At 40.1% G+C, this 17,113-nt stretch carries 16 protein-coding genes; 9 read left to right on the top strand and 7 right to left on the bottom strand.

The genetic code is table 11. From position 1 onward, the window contains the following. Positions 1-202: 202 nt before the first annotated feature. The 3 genes from I8752_RS17855 to I8752_RS17845 form a co-directional block, all read right to left on the bottom strand. Positions 203-1,507 (bottom strand): pentapeptide repeat-containing protein, encoded by a 1,305-nt coding sequence (locus I8752_RS17855; protein ID WP_214433655.1) that lies wholly within the window; start codon positions 1,505-1,507, stop codon positions 203-205. Between the two features lie 109 nt (positions 1,508-1,616). After that, on the bottom strand, positions 1,617-3,110 hold the full coding sequence (locus I8752_RS17850) for a pentapeptide repeat-containing protein (RefSeq protein WP_214433654.1): 1,494 nt from the start codon (positions 3,108-3,110) through the stop codon (positions 1,617-1,619). Between the two features lie 312 nt (positions 3,111-3,422). Next, the gene (locus I8752_RS17845; RefSeq protein ID WP_214433653.1) at positions 3,423-4,160 is read right to left on the bottom strand and encodes a pentapeptide repeat-containing protein; all 738 of its coding nucleotides are present in this window, start codon (positions 4,158-4,160) and stop codon (positions 3,423-3,425) included. Positions 4,161-4,587: 427 nt separating this feature from the next. Here I8752_RS17845 and I8752_RS17840 point away from each other — a divergent pair, with 427 nt between their 5' ends. From I8752_RS17840 to I8752_RS17820, 5 genes are all read left to right on the top strand, one after another. Next, entirely contained in the window at positions 4,588-5,787 is a 1,200-nt protein-coding gene (locus tag I8752_RS17840; RefSeq protein WP_214433652.1) for an FAD-dependent oxidoreductase, read from the top strand. 301 nt (positions 5,788-6,088) lie between these two features. Then, the gene (locus I8752_RS17835; protein ID WP_214433651.1) at positions 6,089-7,333 is read left to right on the top strand and encodes an ABC transporter substrate-binding protein; all 1,245 of its coding nucleotides are present in this window, start codon (positions 6,089-6,091) and stop codon (positions 7,331-7,333) included. A 7-nt stretch (positions 7,334-7,340) separates the two neighbouring features. Continuing rightward, positions 7,341-8,291: a branched-chain amino acid ABC transporter permease gene (locus I8752_RS17830; protein WP_214433650.1), complete on the top strand. Its 951-nt coding sequence runs from the start codon at positions 7,341-7,343 to the stop codon at positions 8,289-8,291. A 35-nt stretch (positions 8,292-8,326) separates the two neighbouring features. Then, positions 8,327-9,250: a branched-chain amino acid ABC transporter permease gene (locus tag I8752_RS17825; RefSeq protein WP_214433649.1), complete on the top strand. Its 924-nt coding sequence runs from the start codon at positions 8,327-8,329 to the stop codon at positions 9,248-9,250. Between the two features lie 266 nt (positions 9,251-9,516). Continuing rightward, positions 9,517-10,308 carry an ABC transporter ATP-binding protein gene (locus I8752_RS17820; RefSeq protein WP_214433648.1) on the top strand — a complete coding sequence of 264 codons (792 nt, stop codon included), beginning with the start codon at positions 9,517-9,519 and terminating at the stop codon, positions 10,306-10,308. 55 nt (positions 10,309-10,363) lie between these two features. Here I8752_RS17820 and I8752_RS17815 read toward each other — a convergent pair whose 3' ends face one another. Next, positions 10,364-10,945, bottom strand: a complete 582-nt coding sequence (locus I8752_RS17815) for a hypothetical protein (protein ID WP_214433647.1) — start codon at positions 10,943-10,945, stop codon at positions 10,364-10,366. Between the two features lie 674 nt (positions 10,946-11,619). Between I8752_RS17815 and I8752_RS17810 the strand changes: the two genes are divergently transcribed. The 3 genes from I8752_RS17810 (at position 11,620) to I8752_RS17800 (ending at position 14,854) form a co-directional block, all read left to right on the top strand. Continuing rightward, positions 11,620-12,516 carry an alpha/beta fold hydrolase gene (locus I8752_RS17810; RefSeq protein ID WP_214433646.1) on the top strand — a complete coding sequence of 299 codons (897 nt, stop codon included), beginning with the start codon at positions 11,620-11,622 and terminating at the stop codon, positions 12,514-12,516. Between the two features lie 592 nt (positions 12,517-13,108). Next, entirely contained in the window at positions 13,109-14,305 is a 1,197-nt protein-coding gene (locus I8752_RS17805) for a site-2 protease family protein (RefSeq protein WP_214433645.1), read from the top strand. 105 nt (positions 14,306-14,410) lie between these two features. Beyond that, complete coding sequence (locus tag I8752_RS17800; protein ID WP_214433644.1) at positions 14,411-14,854, top strand: pepsin/retropepsin-like aspartic protease family protein; 444 nt, start codon at positions 14,411-14,413, stop codon at positions 14,852-14,854. Positions 14,855-14,869: 15 nt separating this feature from the next. Here I8752_RS17800 and I8752_RS17795 read toward each other — a convergent pair whose 3' ends face one another. Together I8752_RS17795 and I8752_RS17790 are read right to left on the bottom strand one after the other, a co-directional pair. Then, on the bottom strand, positions 14,870-15,190 hold the full coding sequence (locus I8752_RS17795; protein WP_214433643.1) for a helix-turn-helix transcriptional regulator: 321 nt from the start codon (positions 15,188-15,190) through the stop codon (positions 14,870-14,872). A gap of 28 nt (positions 15,191-15,218) precedes the next feature. Next, entirely contained in the window at positions 15,219-15,572 is a 354-nt protein-coding gene (locus I8752_RS17790) for a type II toxin-antitoxin system RelE/ParE family toxin (protein ID WP_214433642.1), read from the bottom strand. Positions 15,573-15,741: 169 nt separating this feature from the next. Between I8752_RS17790 and I8752_RS17785 the strand changes: the two genes are divergently transcribed. Continuing rightward, entirely contained in the window at positions 15,742-16,353 is a 612-nt protein-coding gene (locus tag I8752_RS17785; RefSeq protein ID WP_214433641.1) for an HD domain-containing protein, read from the top strand. On the opposite strand, the gene I8752_RS17780 is transcribed toward I8752_RS17785, so the two are convergent. Further along, positions 16,344-17,057, bottom strand: coding sequence for a lipoate--protein ligase family protein (locus tag I8752_RS17780; RefSeq protein ID WP_214433640.1), 714 nt, complete (start codon positions 17,055-17,057; stop codon positions 16,344-16,346). The genes I8752_RS17785 and I8752_RS17780 overlap by 10 nt on opposite strands. Positions 17,058-17,113 lie beyond the last annotated feature (56 nt).

Here is a 17,113-nt window from a genome sequence, read left to right as displayed (position 1 = left end):
AACGGAGTTCAAAGACTCATTCACGAGTATTAAGGACTCATTAATGAAGCTCAAACACTCATTAAAGGAGTTCAAAGACTCATTAATGAGGCTCAAACACTCATTAACGGAGTTCAAAGACTCATTCACGAGTATTAAGGACTCATTAATGAAGCTCAAAGACTCGTTAAGCAAGTTTTAAAGATGAAACTTTAGCTTTGTTCTACTTCCAATGGTCGGGGCGTTGAAGATTTTCCGGTAGGATAGTTGTGCGATCGCCTTTTGCCAATTCAATCTGCTGTTGTTCCAAGTTTTCGGCTCCTCTAAGGTCTGCACCTTGTAAGTTGGTTCCCGTAAGGTCTGCCCTTTGCAGATTAGCTTCCCTAAGAACTGCCCCTTGCAGGTTGGCTTCAGAGAGGAATGCTCCTTGCAGGTTGGCTTCCTCAAGGTTTGCTTTTTGTAGGTCAGCATCAGAGAAGTTTGCCCCTTGCAGGTTGGCTTCAGAGAGGAATGCTCCTTGCAGGTTAGTTTTAAAGAGTCCTGCATTTTGCAGATCAGCTCTATAAAGATATGCTCTTTGTAGCTTTGCTTCAGAGATATTTGCTCCTTGCATATCAGCATCACAGAAGTTTGCCCCTTCCAAGTTAGCTGAGGAGAGGAATACTTCTTGCAAGTTAGCTGCTATGAGGAATGCCCCTTGCAACTTGGTTTTAATAAGGTCTGCTCCTTGTAGGTTGGCTGCAACAAGGTTGGCCCCTTGTAGATTAGCTTTAAAGAGTCTTGCATTTTGCAGATTAGCTTTATAGAGATATACTCTTTCTAGATTGGCTTCTTCAAAGTTTGCCTTTTTGATATCAATATTATGTAGATCAAGGTTCTGATTTTCCTGCTCATTATCACAATTGCGTCTTCCGATAACGGTAAGGGCTGCTTGAATGTCTGTGCGAATTTTTGGTTTTTGCTCTATATCCTCTGCTTCTTGAGTATCGCTCGAATTATTTATTAACAGCTTTCTCTTTTCTGCCTTCTCTTCTTTTTTCAAAGGCGCGTTCTCGCGCACAAAAGCCGTAAGCACTTCCATGATTGTCCAGTGGTCATCTTTAGAATCTTTAGCAATTCTTTCTAGCGTATAAATCGCGCCTAATCGTACTTCAATCTTTTCACTGCCAAGCTGTTCTATCGCTTTGGCAAAGCGTTCTGTGATTTGTTTATCTTCTGCTACATTTGCATTTTTCAGCGCCGCCTCAGCATTTTTCAAAGCAGCTTTAGCACTTTCATTAGCAGCCAAAGCACTTTTATCCATAGCTTCTGCACGTTTTGCTGCATAGAACGCATTGATAAATACTGCAATTCCAGCAAAAATCGTTCCGGTAGTTGTTAAAGCTTTAGTTCCATAATCTAATCTTTGCTCTGTTGATAATCCCTCAACATTCACAAAGGCTAAAAAAACAATAAGCAAGAAGAGTATAAATGTAACTGGTAGAACTATTAACCAATTCTTGAGTGTGTCTGTATTATTCTCAGACATATTTGAGTTTTCCTCATCTCCAGAACTATTACGGAGACTTCGGTCAAAACTATAGCATTTTGTCAAACTGGTAGAATGCGCCCAAGTAACTAATAGATGCTGCGGTAGCTTAACTAGATTGCCGCCAATGTGTTGGTGTTTCGATATAATCAGGGAGGCGAGTGGTGCGATCGCCAAGTGCTACTCTAATCTGTTGTGATTCTAAATTCTTCGCTCCTGTCAAAACTGCACCTTCGAGTTTGACATCACAAAGATTAGCATCACAGAAATTAGCTCCTATGAGGTTAGCCCTTGAAAGGTCAGCTTGATAAAGGATTGCCCGATTTAAATTAGCTCCCATCAAATTTGCTTTATGCAAGTCAGCTTCTGTCAAGCTAGCTTCGGTAAGGTTGGCAAAAAACACTTCTGTATGATGCAATTTGGCAGCATTGAGATTTGCCCCAGTTAGGTTAGCCGCATTTAAGTTTGCCCCAGTTAAGTTTGCTCCTATCAAACCTGAAAGATGCAAGTTGGCTTTACCAAGTTTTGCCCCTTGCAAATTAGCAAGAAACAGCTTTGCTCCTGAAAGATTGGCAACTTTCAGAGTTGCTTGTTGCAAGTTGGCTTTATAAAGGTTTGCCCCTTGTAAATTCGCTGCACGCAGACTTGCACCAAAAAGGTTAGCTGCACGCAGGTTAGCCCCAGAAAGGTTAGCTCGATTTAGGTTCGCCCAACAAAGTTTGGCTCCTCGTAAGTTGGCTTTGAGCAAATTGGCTTCATAAAGAGTAGAACTAACGAGTTTAGCGCCCTCAAGGTCTGCGCCGTAAAGTTCGCAACTACGTAGGTCTGCATCCGAAAGGTCGCAGCCACGTAAATCTGCACGTTGGAGGTTGGCTTCCAGTAGGTCTGCTCGCCTGATGTCTGTATTGCGTAAATCCAATTTCTGATTTTCCTGTTCTATCAGAGAATTGCGCCGACCGATGACAGTTAAAGCTGCTTGAATATCCCGGCGAATTTTTGGGGATAATTCACGAACGTTCGTTGCTGGTAGCTGTGTTAGCTGTTCTTTGGTTCTTTGTCTGCTCCAGTATTTTGGCTGTAAATCTTCCTCTCTTTGTTGAGCCTCATCGCGGACAGGAGAATTTTCTCGCACAAAAGCTGTGAGAATTTCCATAATTGTCCAATGTTCTTGGGGAAAATCCTGGGAAATTCTTTCTAATACATAAATTGCACTTGTGCGAGTTTCAATTCTCTCGTGTCCCAGCTGGGTAATTGCTGCCATCAAGCGTTCTGTAACCAGACTTTCTTGATGTAATTTGGCGTTTTCAATGCTAACTTCAATATTTTTTTCAGCAGCAAGCCTCCATTGGAGAAGCTCTGTTAATGCATTTTTCTGCATAGCTTCCGCCCGCTTGGCTGCATAGTAAGCATTCGTCATTACTGCTAATCCTAAAAAAACGATCGCAGTAGCTATTAATGCTTGATTTCTATACTGCATCTGTTGCGGAATTGGTAATCCTTTGATGTCAGATGATGCAAAAACAATGAGAGTCAGTGCGAGAGCAAATATGACTGTTATAGCGATTAACCAAGGTATGAGTGTGTCTGTCTTTTTAGCAGACATATCAGTAATATTCCTCACAACACAGAATTATTACCTAGAGGTTTGGAAAGTTTAGTATATCATTTTGCTAACAATTTGAATATGTGCCTCTAGCATTAGTTGATATGTCTTTTTATGAGAAAATGGTATCAAATGTTATAGTAATTAACACTATTATGTAGTATTAAGAATGATGCAATTAAGCGATCGCTTTTAGTTTCGGTGAGGCGATGGTACTATGTTTAAAAATAGTTAGTACACAGCATAAATAACTATCCAGTTGCAAGAGGCTAAGAATACCACATATACTTTCTTTGCTCCTGCTTGATTACACTAAGAGAATTTGGCTTCTCGGAGGTTAGCCCCATCTAATATGGCATCATTCAAATTTGCCTGATGCAGATTGGTTAAATATAAGCTGGCTCTATGCAAGTTAGCCCCACAAAGGTTAGCCCCAGAAAGATTAGCTGCACTGAGAATTGCCCCAGATAAGTTAGCCCCAGATAAGTTAGCTTCAAAAAGATTGGCTGCACTGAGAATTGCCCCAGATAAGTTAGCCCCAGATAAGTTAGCCCCAGAAAGATTAACTTGATAAAGATTCGCCAATTCTAGGTTAGCTTGATTCAGATTTGCTTTGCCTAGGTTAGTATGGCTCAAATCGAGTTGCTCTTCCATATCTTGCCGAACATCTCTTCTACCAAGAACGGTAAGGGCTAATTGAATATCTGTACAAATAGTTATTGAAGGCTGGCTTTTAACTTCCTCTTGACTCACGCTTAGAGTATGATTTCGCACAAAATTTGTCAGGATTTCCATGATTTTCCAGTGATGTTCGGGATAATCGCGAGCCAATAGCTCTAAATCATAAATTGCGGCTAACCTGTTATCAATTTTGGGATTATTTAAATCCTCTATGGCTAATCTTAAGCATTGTTTAAGTGCTTTATGTGAAGTATTTGGCACTTTTTCTTTGTTAAGAACTATCCCAGGTATGATATTTATAATTGGTACTTGATTTGTTATCAACTGTCTTTTTGCTGAGTAGTAAGCATTGATAATTGCACTTAACATAAGCAAAAAATTTGAATTACTGGTGGTTTAGCTATTGTCTATGGATTTACAAACTTTGCCATTCGTAAATTTAATGATTATTTAATCAAGGTAGTAAGGAAATATCACTATTAATTTGAATAATCACAAGCAAAATTAAAACTATTTTTAACCATCAGGTTATAGTACAAAGTTGTAACTATTACCGAGCAATGATGATATCTAAAATCCTGGATATCGGGAAAATGCCATAATTCTTTAGTTTCAAGGTAACGCCAGTAAACATTAATAGAGTATTCTTATTAACAATATGTAGAAAATGAGATGTATTAACTGATAATATAGAGATAGTATTTTACTGGATGGCAAATAAAAAACGATCCAAGAAGAGCAAAAAATAAAACATTAAAATATTCGTGATTTTCAATTCTTTAATAAGATTTTCTAGATGCAGCAATCTTCCCAGTCAGTAGTTAAAGACTTAGTGCTAATTGGTGGCGGTCACAGCCATGCAATTGTGCTAAGAATGTTTGGAATGCAACCCTTGCCGGGAGTACGGTTAACACTGATTACCCCAGCTTCAGATACACCTTACTCTGGAATGCTACCAGGACACATTGCTGGATTTTACAGTCACGATGAATGTCACATTAACTTACGAAAATTAGTTAATTTTGCTCAAGCAAAGTTATATATTGACCGAGTAGTTAATTTAGATTTAAAAAACCATAAAGTAATTTGTGCTAACCGTCCGGCGGTGAATTTTGATGTACTGTCTATTGATATTGGCAGCACTCCAGCGACAATATCTATACAAGGTGCAGCAGAATATGCGATCGCAGCTAAACCAGTGCCAAAATTATTACAACATTGGTATCAACTACTGAAAAAAGTAGCCAAAAATCCCCAAGAACCGATTTCTATTGGTATTGTAGGTGGTGGTGCTGGTGGCGTGGAATTAGCTTTCACAATGCAAACTCATTTGCATCAGATTTTGCTGCAAAATCAACAACCAATTGCAAATCTAAAAATTCATTTATTTCAACGTCAAGAGGAACTGATGCCTCATTATCATCAGTCAGTGCAGTATTTAGTTAAGCAAATTTTAACTAAGCGCGGTATTAAATTGCATTTAGGAGAAACTGTGTGTGAAATCGCACCACAGCAGCAAGAAATATTAGAGATTAAATGTGAATCTGGGTTAACAGTTAAGTGCGATCAAATTTTTTGGGTAACACAAGCATCCGCACCCCAATGGTTAAAAACAACCGGACTGGGAACTGACAAACAAGGTTTTATTTTAGTAGAGGATACTTTACAATCTCAAACGCATCCAGAAGTATTTGCTGCGGGTGACATTGCCACAATGATAAATCATCCTCGTCCCAAAGCTGGGGTGTTTGCTGTACGGCAAGGGAAACCGTTGTTTGAGAACTTGCAAAGGTTTTTATTAGATAAGTCGCTTAAACCTTACAAACCACAGCAACAATATTTAAGTTTAATTGGTACAGGAGACAAAAGAGCGATCGCCACACGCGGCCCTTTCACATTACCACCCCACCAATTATTGTGGCGTTGGAAAGATTGGCTTGACCGCCGCTTCATGGAACGCTTTAGCAAGGGACTGGAACTGGGGACTGGGAACTAGGAAAAAGAAAGATCAGAAAGACAAGGTAGACAAGCGGCATAATTCACATAATTCTTCACTTCTAACTCACTCAGCACTCCCTTGGAAAGACTTGGCTTAATCGCGTCTCTACTCAGCACTTTGAAGTCTAGCAATGGTAAAATCGTCGCCGACTACAATAATTTGTGTTGATCGACACTTTGAATATTTTCCATCACATGTTCAAATAAAAATGATTTAATAAAATTCTTGCGAAAGTGTATGCAGCTTCCGAGGCTACTTACTTTTGCATGATTTTTAATAACTACATAATTATTGACCGATGAAAACTACTTTTACTCGTACAACAGCATTATTATCTACTTGCGTACTGCTAACAGCTTGTGGAGGCGGTACAAATTCTGCAATTAATAGCCAAACTAATCCTACAAATAACACTGCAACTAATACCACAGCAACGACGGGGACATCGGGTGCTATTCCCATTGGTATTGCTGTTGCACAAACTAGCAATGTAGCTTTACTCGGTCAAGAAGAAGTTTCTGGAGCAAAAATTGCCGAGAAATATTTTAATGATAAGGGTGGTATTAATGGTACTCCAATTAAATTGGTGTTTCAAGATACTAGCGGCGATGAAGCAGGAGCAATAATTGCTTTTCAAACTTTAATTAATAAAGATAAAGTTGTTGGAATTGTCGGCCCAACTTTGTCACAGCAAGCTTTTAGCGCTGACCCGATCGCCGAACGTGCTAAAGTACCAGTTATTGGGCCATCAAATACGGCAAAAGGAATACCTGAAATAGGTGATTTTGTTGCTCGCGTGTCTGCACCAGTTTCTGTAGTTGCTCCCAACTCTGTGAAAGCTGCGCTCAAACAAAATCCTAACATAAAAAAAATTGCTGTTTTCTACGCTCAAAATGATGCTTTCAGTAAGTCAGAAACTGATATTTTCCAGAAAATAGTTAAAGATCAAGGTCTGGAATTGGTAACAGTACAAAAGTTCCAAACCAGCGATACAGATTTTCAAAGCCAAGCAACTAACGCTATTAACCTTAAACCAGATTTGGCAATTATTTCTGGCTTGGCTGCTGATGGTGGTAACTTAGTGCGACAACTACGGGAATTAGGTTATAAAGGCTTAATTATTGGTGGTAATGGTTTGAATACATCGAATATATTTCCAGTTTGTAAAGCATTGTGTGATGGTGTTTTGATTGCTCAAGCTTACAGTCCAGAACATCCAGGCGAGGTCAACGCTGCATTTCGCAAAGCCTATAATGACCAATACAAAAAAGAACCACCTCAATTTAGTGCCCAAACTTTTGCAGCCGTACAAGTATATGTTGAAGCTCTCCAAGCTTTAGATAAAAATAGCAAAATTAATAAATTACAGTTACCACAATTGCGGGCACAATTGAACAAACAGTTACTATCTGGAAAATATAATACGCCGTTAGGCGAAATTAGCTTTACTCCATCGGGCGAGATAGTACAAAAAGATTTTTATGTAGCTCAAATCAAGACAGAAAAAGACGGAAACAAGAGCAAATTTGCATTTATTAAGTAGTTACTACATGGATATAAGTCTATTTGTCCAACAATTGCTGAATGGTTTGTCTATAGGTAGCGTCTATGCAATTTTTGCTTTGGGTTATACCTTGGTTTATTCTATTTTGGGCATCATTAATTTAGCTCATGGTGCAATTTTTACCCTAGGTGCATATTTCACTTATGCACTTATGGGCGGTACTTTTGGATTTAACGGGCTTTTGGCTAATTTAACGCTGCCCATACAATTACCATTTGCGATCGCCTTAATTTTAGCAAGTACCTTGGCAGGATTTGTGGGGATAGCAATGGAACGTATTGCTTTTCAACCTTTACGCCGTCAAGGATCTGACCCTTTGCTGACAGTTGTTTCTAGCTTGGGAGTAGCAGTGGTAATTGTCAACTTAATCCAGTATTTGGTAGGCGCAGAAAGTTACACATTTCCCGCAGATACTTACGGTAATTTACCCCCAGCAATTAATTTTGGTAGTGCCGAAAAACCAATTCCGATTCGCAGCGTGCAAGTAGTAATTTTTACTGTTTCCTTATTATTTGTGGGAATTATTACTTACTTTATTAACTATACTAAATATGGTAAAGCAATGCAGGCGATCGCAGAAGACCCTACTACCGCTAGTTTATTAGGAATTAACTGCGATCGCTTTATTGTCTTGACGTTTTTCATCAGCAGTTTTTTAGCAGGATTAGCGGGGACTTTAGTAGCCTCTAGCGTCAGCATTGCTGGCCCGTATTTTGGTATTGCTTTTGGTTTACGGGGTTTGGCTGTGATTGTTTTGGGCGGTTTAGGTAGTATTCCCGGCGCAGTTTTAGGAGGTTTACTAATTGGGTTAGTGGAAGCATTTGTGCCATCGGAATATTCTGGTTATAAAGATGCAGTAGCCTTTGGAATTTTGTTTATCATGCTATTAGTTAGACCCCAAGGTTTGCTAGGGCGTAGGTTTGTCCAGAAAGTGTAGCTAGAGTAAATTACTCCTAACTCCCGACTTAAAACATGGCTGAATTTTTTTCTACTTACGGTTCGCTAATTGTCTCTATGGTCTTAGGGGCGCTGCTAGGACTATCACTTTATTTACCACTAATGACAGGACAATTATCTTTAGCTAGCCCTGGATTTTATGCTTTAGGTGGATATATTGCAGCAATTCTATCTACACAAGTTTTTAAAGTTAGTAGTAATTTATTTCCCATTCCCCTATTATTATTGGAGATGTTAATTGCTGGTGTAGTTTCTGGTTTATTGGGTATAGCCGTAGGAATTCCAGCATTAAGATTGCGAGGAATTTATTTAGCGATCGCTACTATTGCTTTTGTAGAAATTTTGCGAGTCATTTCTCTTAATCTGGAAATTACAGGCGGTGCTGTTGGGATTTTTGGCATTCCTCAACCTTTTCAAACACCAATTGAATATTTGTGGATTGCATTGCCATTACTAATCATTAGTATGGTGTTATTTTACCGTTTAGAGCGCATTCGTGTAGGCAGGGCATTTATAGCTATTCGGGAAGATGAATTAGCGGCGGGGTCAATGGGAATTAATCCCACTTATTACAAAGTTATGGCGTTTACACTTGGGGCAATTCTCGCGGGTATTGTCGGTGCAATTAGCGCCCACTTTCTCAATACCTGGAATGCTCGTCAAGGTACTTTTGATGCTAGTATTATCTATTTAACTTTTGTGTTAATTGGCGGTTCCAGAACTTTTTTAGGTTCTGTAGTAGGTGGTATGGTATTTACAGCCTTACCAGAAATTTTACGAGGACTAGCAGATACAGGCGGTTTACCCAATTGGTTAGCACAATTTTTACGTGATGGTCGATTAATTATTTTTGGATTGCTCATAGTGGTAGGAACAATCTTTTTTCCTCAAGGTTTGGTAACTCCAGATATTTTTAAAATAGGTAAAAATAGGAAGTAAGTAAGTAGAAGGCAGGAGGCAGAAGGCAGAAGGCAGAAGGGAAAAATCAGTTTCTGACAAGGTTTCATAAGTTACCATTTTATATTTACTTATGTCCATCTACTTAAATTGAAGAATTCAGAAGCCAGAATTTAGAATTCAGCAATGATGAACGTAAGATTATTAAACCTACTTACTTTATCTGGGTATTTGTACAAAATTTATACTCCTGACTATTGAATTATGTTTAAGAAAAAACTACCAAATTAATATGCAAAACTAATAAAATGTCGGACATTAACACAGCAGATAACAATAATATTCTTTTAGAAGCAAAATCTTTAACTCGCCGCTTTGGGGGTTTAGTTGCGGTAAATAATGTATCCTTTGCAGTTAATAAACATGAGATTTTCGGATTGATTGGCCCTAATGGCGCTGGGAAAACGACACTTTTTAATTTAATTACAGCCTTAATTCCACCTTCAAGTGGAGAACTACGTTATCAAGGTGCAGAAATCTCGCGGTTGCGTCCCCATAAAATAGCTGAGTTAGGCATAGCCCGGACATTTCAAAATATTCGTCTGTTTGGGGAATTATCGGCATTAGAAAATATAATTATTGGGCGACATTTGCACAATAAAAGTAGCGCGATCGCAGGAGTTTTAGGATTACCGCCAGCTCTCAAAGAAGAACACAAAAGTAGACAGAAAGCTTTAGAATTATTGGATTTGATGGGTTTAAGAGAACGCACAGAAGAAAAAGCTAAAAACTTCGCTTATGGCGATCAACGTCGTTTGGAAATTGCCCGCGCCCTAGCTTTAGAACCGCAAATCTTACTCCTCGACGAACCTGCTGCGGGGATGAATCCCAACGAAAAGCAGCAACTCAGTACATTTATTCGCAATCTCCGCGATCGCTTCAACTTAACTATCATTTTAATTGAGCATCATGTACCCTTAGTTATGGGATTGTGCGATCGCATTGCCGTTCTAGATTTTGGTCAATTAATTGCCTTAGGCGAACCAGCCGTTGTCAGAAATAACCCGGCTGTAATTGAAGCTTATTTAGGCAATGATTGAAGAATGCTGAGTTCTGTATTCTAAATTATTTTTCAATCTGTTTTAAAGTTTTAAGTTAAAAGCAAAAATTAAAATCATCAAGAGTAAATTGACCATCAAAAGCACAGAAAGTTACAGAGTGAATGTTATTAGCTGTTACAGTTAATAGGTAATTGGGGGGTATGGCTGAATCAGAATTAGCGAGATTCGCTGCTGGAAGTACAGTTTGGGCTAGCAGTTGACGATCGCGATCGTAAGCGCACAGCACTAACCGCTGCGAACTCGTGACATAAGCACTAACACAGTTTACAGGGTATAGGAAATTAGCTTCTAAAAATCCGTTTTTAGGCGAACCCGTTAACATCGTCAACCCTAAATGAGTTGGAAAGGCTGGATTGGATGGTTGTATTGCTAACGCATTGTGAAAAATTACACCCCAACTTTCAAAGCGAGACTCAACGCTCTCAAAACACTTTAAATCTTCCAAATTTAAACAAATACATTTAGGTAAAGCTGCTTGAGGATTGTTAACAGTTTCCTCAAGCTGTTCTGGCAAAGCCGAAGCGATCGCTTGATTTTGCAAATCGCTGTTATCAAGCGCTTTAGCGTCTTCAAACGTTGGGATTTTATTTAGTTGAAGAGTAGCCTGCTTTCCCATAACATCCCGCCTTACCATTTCCTAGAAAATCATCAAATGAGCAATTAATCTAATAGCCTTTTTTCCGAATCTATAACTAGAATTTATAGTTATTTTTGATGAGCGTCTTGACTATTTTGGACGCTAAATATTATCCGTGTGTTTCCTGATAGATTATCATAAAAAAATTCGCCCCGTAATTCTCAGTAAGTGATACTCGCTACCCCGCTAAATCTTCTCTAGCTGGTAATTACGGACAAATACACCCTTGAAAAAGGGAAAAAAAATCACTAAAAATTTACAAGTAATGCAGTATTTTTACATCTACTTAATCTGACGCAGGCCAGAGGTTGAGAAATCACTAGTGTGCTGATAATAGCAATTGTAAGGACAACACAGAGGGCAAATTGAACAGGGTGTGGAGGGTAGGGTGTGGGGTGTAGTGAAGACGGCATTGAAAGAGAATTCAGACGAATTCCAACGCAAGTGCCCTGAAAGGGCGGGGCTTTTACCCTGGAGGTTGTTGGGGCTATATATCCCCCACACCCTACACCCTACACCCTACACCCTACACCCTACACCCCGCCCCAACGGGGCTTGGTAACAAACAAAGTTCTTCCCCTTTACCCCACCCGAAAGCCTTTGACTCCTGACAACTGACAACTAACAACTGACAACTGACAACTGACAATCATATGTTTCAACCACAAGGATTTGAGCAACGCTCCATAACTACCTCACTAGGTAAAATTGCTTATTATACAGCTACTGGCTCACCTTGGCAGGAAGATGCAATTGCCAACCGTGAAAAGGAAACTTTGGTGTTCTTGCACGGATTTGGTGGTGGGTCTTCTGCTTATGAATGGTCGAAAGTTTATCCCGCCTTTGCAGCTGAATATCGCGTTTTAGCACCAGATTTAATCGGTTGGGGTAGATCCGAGCATCCAATACGTAATTATCAGATTGAAGATTATTTGACGACAATTCGAGAGTTTTTTGAGCAGACTTGTATAGGGCCAGTAACTGCGATCGCTTCTTCGCTGACAGCAGCATTTACAATTCGAGTAGCGATCGCTTATCCTCATTTATTCAAATCTTTAATTCTCACCACACCTGCTGGACTTTCTGACTTTGGCGAAGACTACTCCCGCAGCTTTTTTGCTCAGGTAATCAAAGTTCCCATTATTGACCGTTTGCTATACAGTACTGGAGTTGCCACTGCTAACGGTATTCGCAGTTTCTTAGAGCAACGGCAATTTGCCCAGCCTAATCGAATATACGACGAAATTGTGGAAGCTTATTTACAATCTGCTCAACAGCCTAATGCTGAGTATGCAGCCCTATCTTTTGTACGCGGTGACTTGTGTTTTGATTTGTCCCTTTACATTCAACAATTGACGACTCCTACCGCTATTATTTGGGGACAAAAATCAGAATTTACCGGCCCAGAAGTTGGTCGCCGCCTTGCACAAAAAAATCCCCAAGCTATCCGAGTATTTCAACAGTTGGAAGATGTAGGTTTAACACCGCAATTGGAACTCCCAGCAGTAACAATTGGATTAATTCGACAGTTTTTGCCTTTACTGAATTAGTCATAAGTTAAGTTGACATAAAAAAACAAACAATGTGAATCGATTGTAATCTCCATACATGCATTGCTAACTGCGAACACACTTTTAGCACAAATTTGGAGCTACTCTATCTACCGGGATTTATCTCAAATTCAGGTGTTTCAAATCAAAATTGAATCGCTAAAAATCCTCGCTGATTTGGGATAATCAAGAATATGCTTGCAACAATTTAAATTAGCAGACATATACGCTTATAGCTTGTCATGAGATATCGCTTCACTCATAAACCATTCTGACTTTCAGAGGTTGTTTGAAAAGTCATGATTGATGTATAAGATGTTTTTTTTACCCCACCCTAACCCTCACGCCACTTGCAAAGACTGCCGGGGAACCCATTCAACGCAGTGGCTCCCGTTGACTGTTAACTGCGAACAGTCAACAATTTTAAGCGGAATAACTTAGTTTTCGGAGTTCCCTAAACATTGATTTGTTGCTGTCTAATAGTAAATTGCTATTCGTTTATACATTAGAGATATAATAATTCTTAGTATGAAAAGTTATACATAATTTTGTAGTGTAAATTGCTGAAATATCTACTTTTTAGGACAATGTAATGCAAACAAATTGGAGAATCGGGTCTTTATTTGGAATTCCGCTTTTTTTAGACCCTTTATGGTTTGTAATTTTAGGACTAGCAACCTTAAATTTTGGGGTGGCTTACCAAGAATGGGGAACTGTCACAGCTTGGAGTGCTGGAATCGTCATGGCACTGCTGCTATTTGGTTCGGTCTTATTGCACGAATTAGGTCACAGTTTGGCAGCGCGATCGCAAGGCATTAAAGTTAACTCAATTACCCTATTTCTATTTGGCGGTATCGCTGCTATTGAAGAAGAATCTAAAACTCCAGGCAAAGCATTTCAAGTAGCGATCGCCGGGCCTTTAGTTAGTGTTGCCCTATTTTTACTATTGCAGTTAATAACTACTATTACGCCTGATACTAGCCCCATTAGTATGATGATTGGAGATTTAGCGAGAATTAACTTAGTCTTAGCGCTATTTAATTTAATTCCCGGTCTACCTTTAGATGGAGGACAAGTATTAAAAGCTGCACTATGGAAAGTTACAGGCGATCGCTTTCAAGCCGTACACTTGGCAGCCAAGGCAGGACAAATTTTAGGTTATGGTGCGATCGCTTTGGGATTTGCTGTAGATTTCTTTACTAGAGAGTTAGTAACTGGTTTGTGGATTGCGCTGTTAGGTTGGTTTGGTGTCCGCAATGCTAGCAGTTATGACCGCGTGACTACATTACAGGAAACCTTGTTAGAGGTGGTAGCCACCGATGTTATGACCCGCGACTATCGCGTAGTTGATGCTAACCAAACATTGCGTTCCTTTGCTGACTCGTATTTATTAGACTCCAACGCCCCAGAAGTTTATTTTGCCGCATCTGATGGACGTTATCGGGGTATGGTTGCCATTGAAGATTTGCGCTTAGTAGAAAGAAGTGAATGGGAAACCCAAACCCTGCAAAGCATTGTTCATCCCCTCACAGAAATACCGACTGTTAGTGAATCAACTACCTTGGCTGAGGTAATTAATAAGTTGGAAAACGAACACTTACCTCGGATTACCGTGCTTTCACCTGCTGGCGCTGTAGCTGGTGTAATTGACCGAGGCGACATTGTGCGAAGTCTGGCACAAAAATTAAACTTGCGAGTTAGCGATGCGGAAATTAAGCGCATTAAAGAAGAAGGTAGCTATCCACCTGGGTTACAGTTGGCGGTAATTGCTAGGTCAACCAACTTGTAACAATATAAAAATGCAAAAAAGTTGTTACAGCAGGCATTATGGCTGATGAGGTTTGAAATTTCAAGTAAGGTAGCTTAGTGAAAACTGGGTTTGGGAGCAAGAATTATGGCAACCATCATTGACAAAACAATGGGAAAAGTTACTACCACAATAACTATCACTAATCGAATTGACCAAATTCTTGCCGAAAGGGGATTTATAAAAGCCCAGCAAATCCGTTCAGTCACTTTAGAGAATGTCCTAGTTGATACTGGTGCTACTCGGCTTTGCCTACCTGAAAATATCATTAGTGAACTAGGATTAGTTCTCCAAGGAGAAGTAGATGTAAAAATTGCTGTGGGAGTACATAGAGTTCGTATCTTTAGAGAATTGAGCCTTGCTGTTGAAGGTCGGGAAGGGACTTTTAACTGTATTGAGTTACCAACAGGTGCAGACCCTTTGTTAGGGTTAATTCCTTTAGAGGATTTGGGTTTAGAGCCTGATTTGCAAAATCAACGACTGAGAATTTTACCAATCGAGGGCAAAGATACTTACCTGACTGTGCTGTGAAACGATTCCCAATTGTTAGCGCTGGGGAGAAGCGATCGCAATTGCTACATCCTCACGAGTTCCTCCTACAGCCAAAATTGTCCGAACGATCAAATCCAGAGAAACTGATGGATCGCCTGCTTCCATCTTTGCCACCCGCGACTGACTGGAGTTGATTCTCTTGGCTAAAGTTGCCTGAGAAAGCTGGTTTTTTAGGCGAAGTTCCTTTAAATATCTACTTAACGATAGCTTCATCTCAATAAAAGCTACCTCTTCAGGTGAAAGTTCCAGGAAGTCGGCTGCATCTCCCACGCGCCAACCTGCTGCTTCCAGACGTTGACGTTTAACTGTATCCATATATTATTAGTTGTAAGTTTTTAATGAATTAACTCTCCTCAGAAATTTTGTCATACAAGCTCAAACGTTTCTGACAGTTTTGAATCACACGCTTGGGCGTTTTATTAGTTGTCTTATTAAAGACCTCTAAGATAACAATTGCATCTAAGTCAATGCGATAAATAATTCGCCACTGTTTATCAGCATCGCTATCATTAATCCGTAACTCATGGCAGTGACTACCAATACTTGGCATTGGTCGGGAGTCAGGCATTGAAAGCATTTCCCCTTGTTGCAGTTGCCGTAACAAAAACCCTGCTTCAATCCGTGCTGATACTGAAAAGGGCGGAGTTTTCACCTGACCACTGAGCCAGATAATAACCTTATTTTGATGTTTGTCCATTTTTGAATTAATTTATACATCATACACAAGCGCCCATTTGACATATACTAATAATATGTCATATTTGACATATTATGACTATGAAAACCAAATCATTAGATGTGGTGGCAAGTGCAACCAAAAATGTCCAAACAGTTAAGCTGAGTAAGGTAATATTTGAAAAATTCCTGTGGCAATTAATCGACTGACTCAACAAATTCAATTCATCATAGAAATTGACCGCCTCAAGCAGATATTACGTCAAACCTTGCTTATCGATGGGTCGCGCCGAGAAAATAGTGCAGAACATTCTTGGCACATTGCAGTGATGGCGTTTACCTTGGCAGAATATGCTCCTGAAGGAGTTGATATCTTCCATGCCATCAAAATGTTACTAATTCACGATTTGGTAGAAATTGATGCGGGTGACACCTTCTGTTACGATGTGCAGGGTAATCACAGCAAAGCAGAAAAAGAAACTCAAGCAGCATTACGGCTATTTGGACTTTTGCCACTAGACCAAGCTAGCGAGTTGCGATCGCTTTGGGATGAATTTGAAGCAGGAGAAACAGCCACCGCCAAATTTGCCGCAGCCTTAGACCGAATACAGCCTTTACTGCATAACCAGCAAACTCAAGGCGGCACTTGGCGCATTCATGGCATTAGGCGCGACCAAGTAATGAAACGGGTAGCACCAGTAGAAACAGGTGCGCCAGAACTCTGGCCGTTTGTTTTGCAACTAATTGAGGATTGTGTAGCCGCAGAGTATTTAAAAGAGCCTGCGATCGAAATTCAAGGTTGAAGCGCTAGAATTTCGTCCCACTCAGATGGCGATAGGGGTTGTACTTCTATCTGCATAGCAAAACAATTACTAGCCGCGGCAATTAAAGCGGCAACAATTTTTTCGACACTTAAGCTTTGGGGTAGTTGTACATTTGTAAAAGATTCTGTACCAAACACCTGAGTAAATAGTTCCGCATTCGGTTGCAAACGCATTGAACCATGTTGCAAAATCGCCCCAGCACTTCGCAGTTGGGCGCTACCAATGAGTTTATAACCATCAGCTGTAACTAAATCTGCACCAGTAGCAGTGCCAAAACAGTTAGGGTTGTGGATATAGCCTCGCCCAGCTGTACCGTATTGTAATTCAACGCCAAGCGATCGCCATCCTTGAATCAAAAACTCACAAATTTTTTCATATACCTGGAGGCGACTACCCGTCAGCCCAGATGCGATTACTGCATAAGTTAAATCACCTTGATGTAGTACTGCTCTTCCTCCTGTTGGACGACGTACCAAATCTAATTTCTGGCTTTGCCAAGTCAAATGCTGCCAATACTCAGGATATTGACGTTGATGATAGCCAAGAGAAATAGCAGGTGGCGACCAAGTGTAAAATCGCAGAGTTGGAGGATGTTTTCCAGACAGGTATTGTTCTAATAACCAGCGGTCAATAGCCATCTGCACATTGCCAGAGGCTTCTAGCAAAGGAATCAGTCGCCACATTTTAGAATTTGAGCAGGGGGAGCAGAGGTAGCAGGGGGAGCAGGGGGAGCAGGGGG

The sequence above is a fragment of the Dendronalium phyllosphericum CENA369 genome, assembly GCF_016056275.1.
GTDB classification, from domain to species: domain Bacteria; phylum Cyanobacteriota; class Cyanobacteriia; order Cyanobacteriales; family Nostocaceae; genus Dendronalium; species Dendronalium phyllosphericum.
Note: the sequence above shows the minus strand (reverse complement) of the source record. Positions and strands in the feature narration are given on the sequence as shown.

Coding starts and splice junctions, on each gene's coding strand:
- I8752_RS17805 (WP_214433645.1), top strand. CDS start 13,109: ATGCAAACAAATTGGAGAATCGGGTCTTTATTTGGAATTCCGCTTTTT.
- I8752_RS17795 (WP_214433643.1), bottom strand. CDS start 15,190: ATGGATACAGTTAAACGTCAACGTCTGGAAGCAGCAGGTTGGCGCGTG.
- I8752_RS17780 (WP_214433640.1), bottom strand. CDS start 17,057: ATGTGGCGACTGATTCCTTTGCTAGAAGCCTCTGGCAATGTGCAGATG.
- I8752_RS17850 (WP_214433654.1), bottom strand. CDS start 3,110: ATGTCTGCTAAAAAGACAGACACACTCATACCTTGGTTAATCGCTATA.
- I8752_RS17790 (WP_214433642.1), bottom strand. CDS start 15,572: ATGGACAAACATCAAAATAAGGTTATTATCTGGCTCAGTGGTCAGGTG.
- I8752_RS17815 (WP_214433647.1), bottom strand. CDS start 10,945: ATGGGAAAGCAGGCTACTCTTCAACTAAATAAAATCCCAACGTTTGAA.
- I8752_RS17830 (WP_214433650.1), top strand. CDS start 7,341: ATGGATATAAGTCTATTTGTCCAACAATTGCTGAATGGTTTGTCTATA.
- I8752_RS17800 (WP_214433644.1), top strand. CDS start 14,411: ATGGCAACCATCATTGACAAAACAATGGGAAAAGTTACTACCACAATA.
- I8752_RS17825 (WP_214433649.1), top strand. CDS start 8,327: ATGGCTGAATTTTTTTCTACTTACGGTTCGCTAATTGTCTCTATGGTC.
- I8752_RS17840 (WP_214433652.1), top strand. CDS start 4,588: ATGCAGCAATCTTCCCAGTCAGTAGTTAAAGACTTAGTGCTAATTGGT.
- I8752_RS17855 (WP_214433655.1), bottom strand. CDS start 1,507: ATGTCTGAGAATAATACAGACACACTCAAGAATTGGTTAATAGTTCTA.
- I8752_RS17820 (WP_214433648.1), top strand. CDS start 9,517: ATGTCGGACATTAACACAGCAGATAACAATAATATTCTTTTAGAAGCA.
- I8752_RS17810 (WP_214433646.1), top strand. CDS start 11,620: ATGTTTCAACCACAAGGATTTGAGCAACGCTCCATAACTACCTCACTA.
- I8752_RS17835 (WP_214433651.1), top strand. CDS start 6,089: ATGAAAACTACTTTTACTCGTACAACAGCATTATTATCTACTTGCGTA.
- I8752_RS17845 (WP_214433653.1), bottom strand. CDS start 4,160: ATGTTAAGTGCAATTATCAATGCTTACTACTCAGCAAAAAGACAGTTG.